Source organism: Bacillus sp. S4 (assembly GCF_040838205.1).
GTDB lineage: Bacteria > Bacillota > Bacilli > Bacillales > Bacillaceae_G > Bacillus_A > Bacillus_A cereus_U.
This window is the reverse complement of the sequence record NZ_JBFPJI010000162.1, coordinates 1-7084: the sequence shown is the minus strand read 5'-3', so window position 1 is coordinate 7084 and position 7084 is coordinate 1. Positions and strand designations below refer to the sequence as shown.

Sequence of the window (7084 nt, the reverse complement as noted above, 5' to 3'; positions counted from 1 at the left end):
ATATTATATAAGAAATTGATGTATATTTTCCGGAAATTTGTTAAGGAATAGAGGTATATAATATGTTTACTTAAAAAGGGAGGAAAGATTATGAAATTACCAAGTGAAATTTGCATCGTTTGTGAGACAAAAAGAGGAGAAGGAATATATGTATATAATAATTTAATATGTTATGAGTGCGAAAGAAATCTGGTGAATACTGAAACAAATGACCCAAAGTATATACATTATTTAACACAACTGCGAAAATTAGAAGTATCATATTTTTAAATAGGCATTATGCCTATTATTTTTTTTGCCCTAATATCTGTATAATAGATACAGAATGAATAATAAGGAAGAGATGTATATGAATCAAAATCGTATGCCTTTATATGAGGCGTTAATGGAATTTAAAGAAAGGCGACTACTATCTTTTCATGTTCCGGGTCATAAGAATGGTTTAAACTTCCCTAAGAAAGCTTCAGGGGGGTTTAAGGACATATTATCGATTGATGTAACAGAGTTAACAGGATTAGATGATTTACATAGTCCGTTTGAATGTATAGATGAAGCACAGCAATTATTAGCTGAAGTATATGGCGTGCAAAAAAGTTATTTTTTAATTAATGGTTCAACAGTTGGAAATTTAGCAATGATTTTGTCTTGCTGCGGCGAAAATGATATTGTCCTCGTACAAAGAAATTGTCATAAATCAATCATTAATGGTTTGAAATTAGCAGGGGCGAATCCGGTCTTTTTAAACCCATGGATTGATGAAGTACATAACGTACCAGTAGGTGTTCATGATGACATTATTAAGGAGGCAATTACAAAGTATCCAAATGCAAAAGCACTTATTTTAACACATCCTAATTACTATGGTATGGGAATTGATTTAGAGGCAAGTATCGCTTACGCACATGCACATAAAATTCCTGTTCTAGTAGATGAAGCCCATGGGGCACATTTTTGTATAGGGGACCCCTTCCCGAAGTCAGCATTAGTTTATGGTGCGGATATTGTGGTTCATTCCGCACATAAAACATTACCTGCGATGACAATGGGATCTTATTTACATATAAATAGCCGTTTGGTGAGCGAAGAAAAAGTTTTCTCCTATTTAAGTATGCTACAATCTAGTAGCCCATCGTATCCAATTATGGCTTCTCTTGATATAGCACGTTTTGCAATAGCAGTTATAAAGGAAGAGGGTCATGATGAAATTGTTGAGTTTTTACGCCGATTTAAAGAAGGCTTGCAATCTATCCCACAAATAGCCATCTTGCAATATCCATCGCAAGACGAATTAAAGGTTACGGTGCAAACTCGCTGTCAGTTATCGGGGTATGAATTACAGTCTGTATTTGAAAAGGTCGGTATATATACGGAAATGGCAGATCCATATAACGTCCTATTTATATTACCGTTACAAGTAAATGAGGGGTATATGAAAGCTATAGAGATAATTCGAGTAGCTTTGCAGCAATATAAGGTAAAAGACAAGACAGCATCAATTCGTTATACTTATAAAGGGGAAATTTCCCCTTTACCGTATACGTATAAACAATTAGAGAGATACGAAACGAAGTTAGTATCTCTAGAAGAAACCGTTGGTATGATAGCGGCAGAAATGGTGATTCCGTATCCACCTGGAATTCCATTGATCATGTATGGAGAGAGAATTACTCAAGAACATACAAAGCAAATTACTCATTTAGAGAAAACAGGGGCTCGTTTTCAAGGTAGTACGAAATATATGAACGTGTATGATATAGAAAGTAGGTTTTAGGATGAAGGGATTATTTGTAACAATTGAAGGGCCAGAAGGTTCGGGTAAAACAACATTAATTAAAAGTTTATTACCATATTTTGAGCAAAAGGCACAAAAGGTAATGGCGACCAGGGAACCGGGTGGTATTGCAATTTCTGAAGATATTAGAACAATTCTACATAAACAAGAGTATACGATGATGGAGGCACGTACAGAGGCGCTCTTATATGCTGCTGCACGTAGACAACATTTAGTGGAAAAAGTTATGCCGGCACTTGAGGAAAACTATCTTGTACTATGTGATCGTTTTATAGATAGCTCTTTAGCGTATCAAGGGTATGCAAGAGGCTTAGGTATGGATAAAGTATTTGAAATTAATCGTTTCGCAACGGAAGATTGTATGCCTAGTTTAACAATCTATTTAGATATTGAGCCAGAGGTAGGTTTAGCACGAATTGAAAAAGATGCAGGACGTGAAGTAAATCGACTAGACATGGAAGATATCTCTTTCCATAAACGTGTGCGTGAAGGGTATTTACAAGTTGTAGAGCGTTTTTCTAATCGCATTGTATTAGTAAATGCTGATCAACCAATGAAAAAACTTATAGAAGAAGTTGTTCAGATTATAGAAGATAAATTGTTATAATAGAAGGAAAGAATGAAATAAGTGAGGTATGCAGTATGATAAATACGTGGGAGCAGCTTTCTGCTATACAGCCCATCGGTGTCAAAATGTTGATGAATAGCATTGCAAAAGAGCGTATATCCCACGCTTACTTGTTAGAGGGAGGGAAAGGGACTGGGAAGTTCGCCACAGCAATTCAAATGGCAAAAAGTTTCCTCTGTTCACAAAGAAATGGTGTAGAGCCTTGTCATGTATGTACGAATTGTCGCCGAATTGATTCAGGTAACTACCCAAACTTACATATTGTAAAACCAGATGGATTATCTATTAAAAAACAGCAAATTCACGATTTACAAGAAGAGTTTTCAAAAACAGGATTAGAAGCAAATAAAAAAGTATATATTATTGAGCATGCAGATCGTATGACAGCAAATGCAGCGAATACGCTTTTAAAGTTTTTAGAAGAACCAAGTAGTGATACAACAGCTATTTTACTTACTGAACAAAGTCATCAGATTTTAAATACAATTTTATCTCGTTGTCAAGTTGTTACATTTAGACCGTTGCCTACAAAATCTTTAATTAAGAGATTAGAGGAAGAGGGTATTACAGTTTCTTTATCTACACTTGCTGCGCAGCTTACAAACAGTTTTGAAGAAGCTTTATTAATGTGTAATGATGAATGGTTTGCACAAGCGAGAGCTTTAGTGATAAAATTATGTGAAGCGCTCGAAAAAGATAAGGCCTCTATTTTTTTTGTACAAGAAAAATGGGGGAAGCACTTTGGAGAGAAAGAACAATTACAGCAAGGCTTAGATATGTTACTCCTTATTTATAAGGATTTATTATATGTTCAACTTGGAGAAGAAGATCGTCTTGTTTTTCATGAGCAGAAAGAGATGTTTGAATCCTTTTCTTATGCTCAGAAGCGCATTGTATCAGCTCTCTTTAATATATTAGAGGCAAAAAATAGAATCAACGCTAATGTAAATGCGCAGCTTGTGTTCGAACAGTTAGTGTTGCGGTTGCAGGAGGGATGACCGTTTTGTATGATGTAGTAGGTGTTCGCTTTAAGAAGGCCGGAAAGGTATATTACTTTGATCCAAATCAGTTCGATATCTCAGAAAATGAGTTTGTAATTGTAGAAACGGTAAGAGGTATTGAATACGGAAAAGTAGTTATTACCAAAAAGCAAGTTGATGAAAACGACGTTGTATTACCGCTTAAAAAAGTTATTCGTATTGCAAATGAAAATGATCGTACCATTGTTGAAGAGAATAGGCATGCTGCGAAAGAAGCATATCAAGTTTGTCAACAAAAGGTAGGAGAACATAATCTTGATATGAAGCTTGTAGATGTAGAGTATACGTTCGATCGTAATAAGATTATTTTTTACTTTACTGCGGATGGTCGGATTGATTTCCGAGAACTAGTGAAAGACTTAGCGGCAATTTTTAGGACAAGAATTGAGCTGAGACAGATAGGTGTTCGTGACGAAGCAAAAATGCTTGGTGGTATTGGTCCATGTGGTCGTATGCTTTGTTGTTCTACTTTCTTAGGAGATTTTGAACCTGTATCCATTAAAATGGCAAAGGATCAAAATTTATCATTAAATCCTGCAAAAATCTCTGGTTTATGTGGTCGCTTAATGTGTTGCTTAAAATATGAGAATGATGAATATGAGGCAGCAAAGGAACAACTTCCTGATTTAGATCAACGTATACAAACACCGCAAGGTACTGGCCGTGTTATCGGATTAAATATTTTAGAAAGATTAATTCAAGTGGAACTAGTAGACAAGGAACGGATAGTAGAATATACGTTAGATGAATTAATTAATAAAGGGGTCGTTTCGAGTCAAACCACAGATTAATGAGGTGGGTGCTTGTGGAGAAAAAGGATATTTTTGCATCGGTTTCTAGTATGGAAGAGCAAATTGGACATTTATACAAACAGTTGGGAGAATTAAAACAACATCTTGCAGAATTATTGGAAGAAAACCAACATATAAAAATGGAAAATGAAAATTTGCGACATCGTTTTGAAGAAGTGCAGAACAAGGAAAAACAAAAAACTCAAAAACGCAAAGAAATGAAGGCGAAGACAGATATTGGTGAAGGCTACGATAACCTAGCGAGACTATATCAAGAAGGTTTTCATATTTGCAATCTACATTATGGAAGTGTACGTAAAGAGGGAGATTGTTTATTCTGTCTGTCATTTTTAAATAAAAAGTGAGATTACCTTTCCAATATAATTGGAAAGGTAATTTTTTATACACGAGGGTAGAATGAAATTTATTTTTACATTAATAGAGGATGAAATAGGGTAGGTTAAGTGTAAGAAAGGGAGCAATATATGAATTTATATGAAGATGAGCGTTTAGATTACTTATTAGCGCAAGATATGAAGATTGTACAAAGTCCATCAGTATTTAATTTTTCTTTGGATGCCGTTTTACTTGCAGATTTTGCTTGGGTGCCAATTCAAAAAGGTAATTTACTTGATTTGTGTACAGGTAACGCAGTTATCCCTCTTTTATTAAGTACAAGGACAAAAGGGAAAATTACAGGTGTAGAAATCCAAGAGCGCTTATATGATATGGGAATAAGAAGCGTTCAATACAATAATTTAGAAGAAAGAATTCATTTAATCCATGGAGATTTGAAAGATATGCCGGAGAAACTTGGACGTCATCAATATGATGTTGTAACATGTAATCCTCCCTATTTTCAAACACCACAAACTTCTGAGAAGAATATCAATGAACATTTAGCGATAGCTCGTCATGAAATTATGTGCACATTAGAGGATGTTGTATATGCAAGTAGCCAGTTAGTGAAACAGGGTGGGAAAGTAGCATTTGTACATCGTCCAGGTCGTTTACTCGACATCGTCACATTAATGCGTAAATACAAAATCGAACCGAAACGTGTGCGATTTGTTTATCCTAAGGCTGGTAAAGAAGCGAATACATTGTTAATTGAAGGAATTAAGGATGGGAATGCAGATTTAAAAATCTTACCACCTCTTTTTGTATATGAAGAAAACAACGAATATACAAAGGAGCTTCGTTCAATTTTATATGGAGAAGAATAAGCATTGTTTTTATGTGGTGGAGTGTTCTGATGGAAGTTATTATGCTGGATATACAAATCATATAGAAAAACGGATTCAGACCCATAATAGTGGAAAAGGTGCTAGATATACCCGCGCTAGGCTTCCAGTTGGTTTAAAATATGTAGAGGATCATGAGGATAAACGAACGGCTATGCAAGCTGAATATCACTTTAAACAGTTAACGAGGAAACAAAAAGAAGAATATATGCAAAAAGGAGAACGCTATGTGGCAGCAAAAAAGCTTTCAGCAAAATGAAAAGGGAGTTTTATATTTAGTACCGACTCCAATCGGAAATTTAGAGGATATGACATTTCGGGCAATCCGAATTTTAAAAGAGGCAGACATTATTGCTGCGGAAGATACAAGGCAAACGAAGAAACTTTGTAATTACTTTGAAATTGAAACACCAGTTATGAGTTATCATGAGCATAATAAAGGAGTAAGTGGACGGAAAATTTTAGATAAGTTAGAAGAAGGTAAGACTGTAGCCATTGTGAGCGATGCTGGTATGCCATGTATTTCAGATCCTGGTTATGATATCGTTGTAGAGGCTGTAGCAGAACAATATCATGTTATTCCGCTTCCTGGGGCAAATGCGGCTCTTACAGCATTAATTGCATCAGGACTTGAGACAAAACATTTTTATTTCTATGGTTTCCTGCAAAGAAATAAAAAGGGACGTAAGCTTGAATTAGAAAAACTACGCTATATTCCAACTACAATGATGTTTTACGAGGCACCGCATCGTTTAGATGACACTTTAATCTCTATGCAAGAAGTATTAGGAAATAGGGAAATCGTATTATGTCGTGAGCTAACGAAAAAATTTGAAGAGTTTATTCGTGGAACAATTGAAGAAGCGATTGAGTGGACGAAGCAAAATGAAGTTCGTGGTGAGTTTTGTATTTTAGTAGCAGGTTCAACAGAAGAACCTACTCAAGAAGAACAATGGTGGGAAGCTATTTCAGTATATAATCATATTGAACATTATATAAATGAAAAAGGTATGAATTCAAAAGAAGCGATTAAAACAGTTGCTAAAGACCGAGATTTGTCGAAACGTGAGGTATATCAAATCTATCATGTTGATAAAAAATAAGCTTCTCATAATTGAGAAGCTTATTTTGCTGTTTCGATATAATCTTGAAGTTCGTTTAAGACCTGTTCAGCGCCTTCTTTACTTAAGATAATTTTACCTTCAGCTAAAGATAGGTTACCATCAGATACTTCACCAGTTACTTGGCAAGTCATGTTTGGTTTATATTTCTTTAAGATGATTTTTTCTTCATCCACGTAGATTTCAAGAGCATCCTTTTCTGCAATACCTAAAGTACGGCGTAATTCGATTGGAATTACTACACGACCTAATTCATCAACTTTACGAACGATACCAGTAGATTTCATAATTCTTTTCCTCCTAAATAAATAGTTTATAAGTTTCGAGTCTATTTTTTGATTCGTCATTTTTCGACAAAATACCCTATGGACATATGATACCAATCATTTACATTTCCGTCAATTCTTAAATTCTATATTTTTAAAAAAGATTTATAGATTTTTATACTTCTTATATATAATAGAATGT

Annotated in this window: 10 protein-coding genes; 9 read left to right on the top strand and 1 reads right to left on the bottom strand. The window is 34.8% G+C overall.

All coding sequences use genetic code 11. The features are described from left to right. The first annotated feature begins 90 nt into the window (after positions 1-90). From AB3X48_RS14845 to rsmI, 9 genes are all read left to right on the top strand, one after another. Positions 91-270, top strand: a complete 180-nt coding sequence (locus AB3X48_RS14845) for a sigma factor G inhibitor Gin (protein ID WP_002159645.1) — start codon at positions 91-93, stop codon at positions 268-270. A gap of 79 nt (positions 271-349) precedes the next feature. Beyond that, a complete protein-coding gene (locus AB3X48_RS14840) occupies positions 350-1771 on the top strand; it encodes an aminotransferase class I/II-fold pyridoxal phosphate-dependent enzyme (RefSeq protein WP_367959702.1) in 1422 nt (473 codons plus the stop codon). A 1-nt stretch (position 1772) separates the two neighbouring features. Further along, positions 1773-2399: a dTMP kinase gene (gene tmk / locus AB3X48_RS14835; protein ID WP_002107283.1), complete on the top strand. Its 627-nt coding sequence runs from the start codon at positions 1773-1775 to the stop codon at positions 2397-2399. A gap of 35 nt (positions 2400-2434) precedes the next feature. Further along, positions 2435-3418: a DNA polymerase III subunit delta' gene (gene holB / locus AB3X48_RS14830; protein WP_002159641.1), complete on the top strand. Its 984-nt coding sequence runs from the start codon at positions 2435-2437 to the stop codon at positions 3416-3418. A gap of 5 nt (positions 3419-3423) precedes the next feature. Further along, positions 3424-4251, top strand: coding sequence for a PSP1 domain-containing protein (locus AB3X48_RS14825; protein ID WP_002144546.1), 828 nt, complete (start codon positions 3424-3426; stop codon positions 4249-4251). Positions 4252-4265: 14 nt separating this feature from the next. Next, positions 4266-4616, top strand: coding sequence for a DNA replication initiation control protein YabA (gene yabA, locus AB3X48_RS14820; RefSeq protein ID WP_002009639.1), 351 nt, complete (start codon positions 4266-4268; stop codon positions 4614-4616). Positions 4617-4736: 120 nt separating this feature from the next. Next, complete coding sequence (locus AB3X48_RS14815) at positions 4737-5477, top strand: tRNA1(Val) (adenine(37)-N6)-methyltransferase (protein WP_016106811.1); 741 nt, start codon at positions 4737-4739, stop codon at positions 5475-5477. Further along, positions 5464-5754: a GIY-YIG nuclease family protein gene (locus tag AB3X48_RS14810; protein ID WP_002107287.1), complete on the top strand. Its 291-nt coding sequence runs from the start codon at positions 5464-5466 to the stop codon at positions 5752-5754. Before AB3X48_RS14815 ends, AB3X48_RS14810 begins: the two co-directional genes overlap by 14 nt. Then, positions 5723-6598, top strand: a complete 876-nt coding sequence (rsmI, locus tag AB3X48_RS14805) for a 16S rRNA (cytidine(1402)-2'-O)-methyltransferase (protein WP_016106812.1) — start codon at positions 5723-5725, stop codon at positions 6596-6598. Before AB3X48_RS14810 ends, rsmI begins: the two co-directional genes overlap by 32 nt. Before the next feature lie 20 nt (positions 6599-6618). Here the strand turns inward: rsmI and abrB are convergent, their stop codons facing one another. Further along, positions 6619-6903 (bottom strand): transition state genes transcriptional regulator AbrB, encoded by a 285-nt coding sequence (abrB, locus tag AB3X48_RS14800; RefSeq protein ID WP_002063374.1) that lies wholly within the window; start codon positions 6901-6903, stop codon positions 6619-6621. Between the last annotated feature and the right edge of the window lie 181 nt (positions 6904-7084).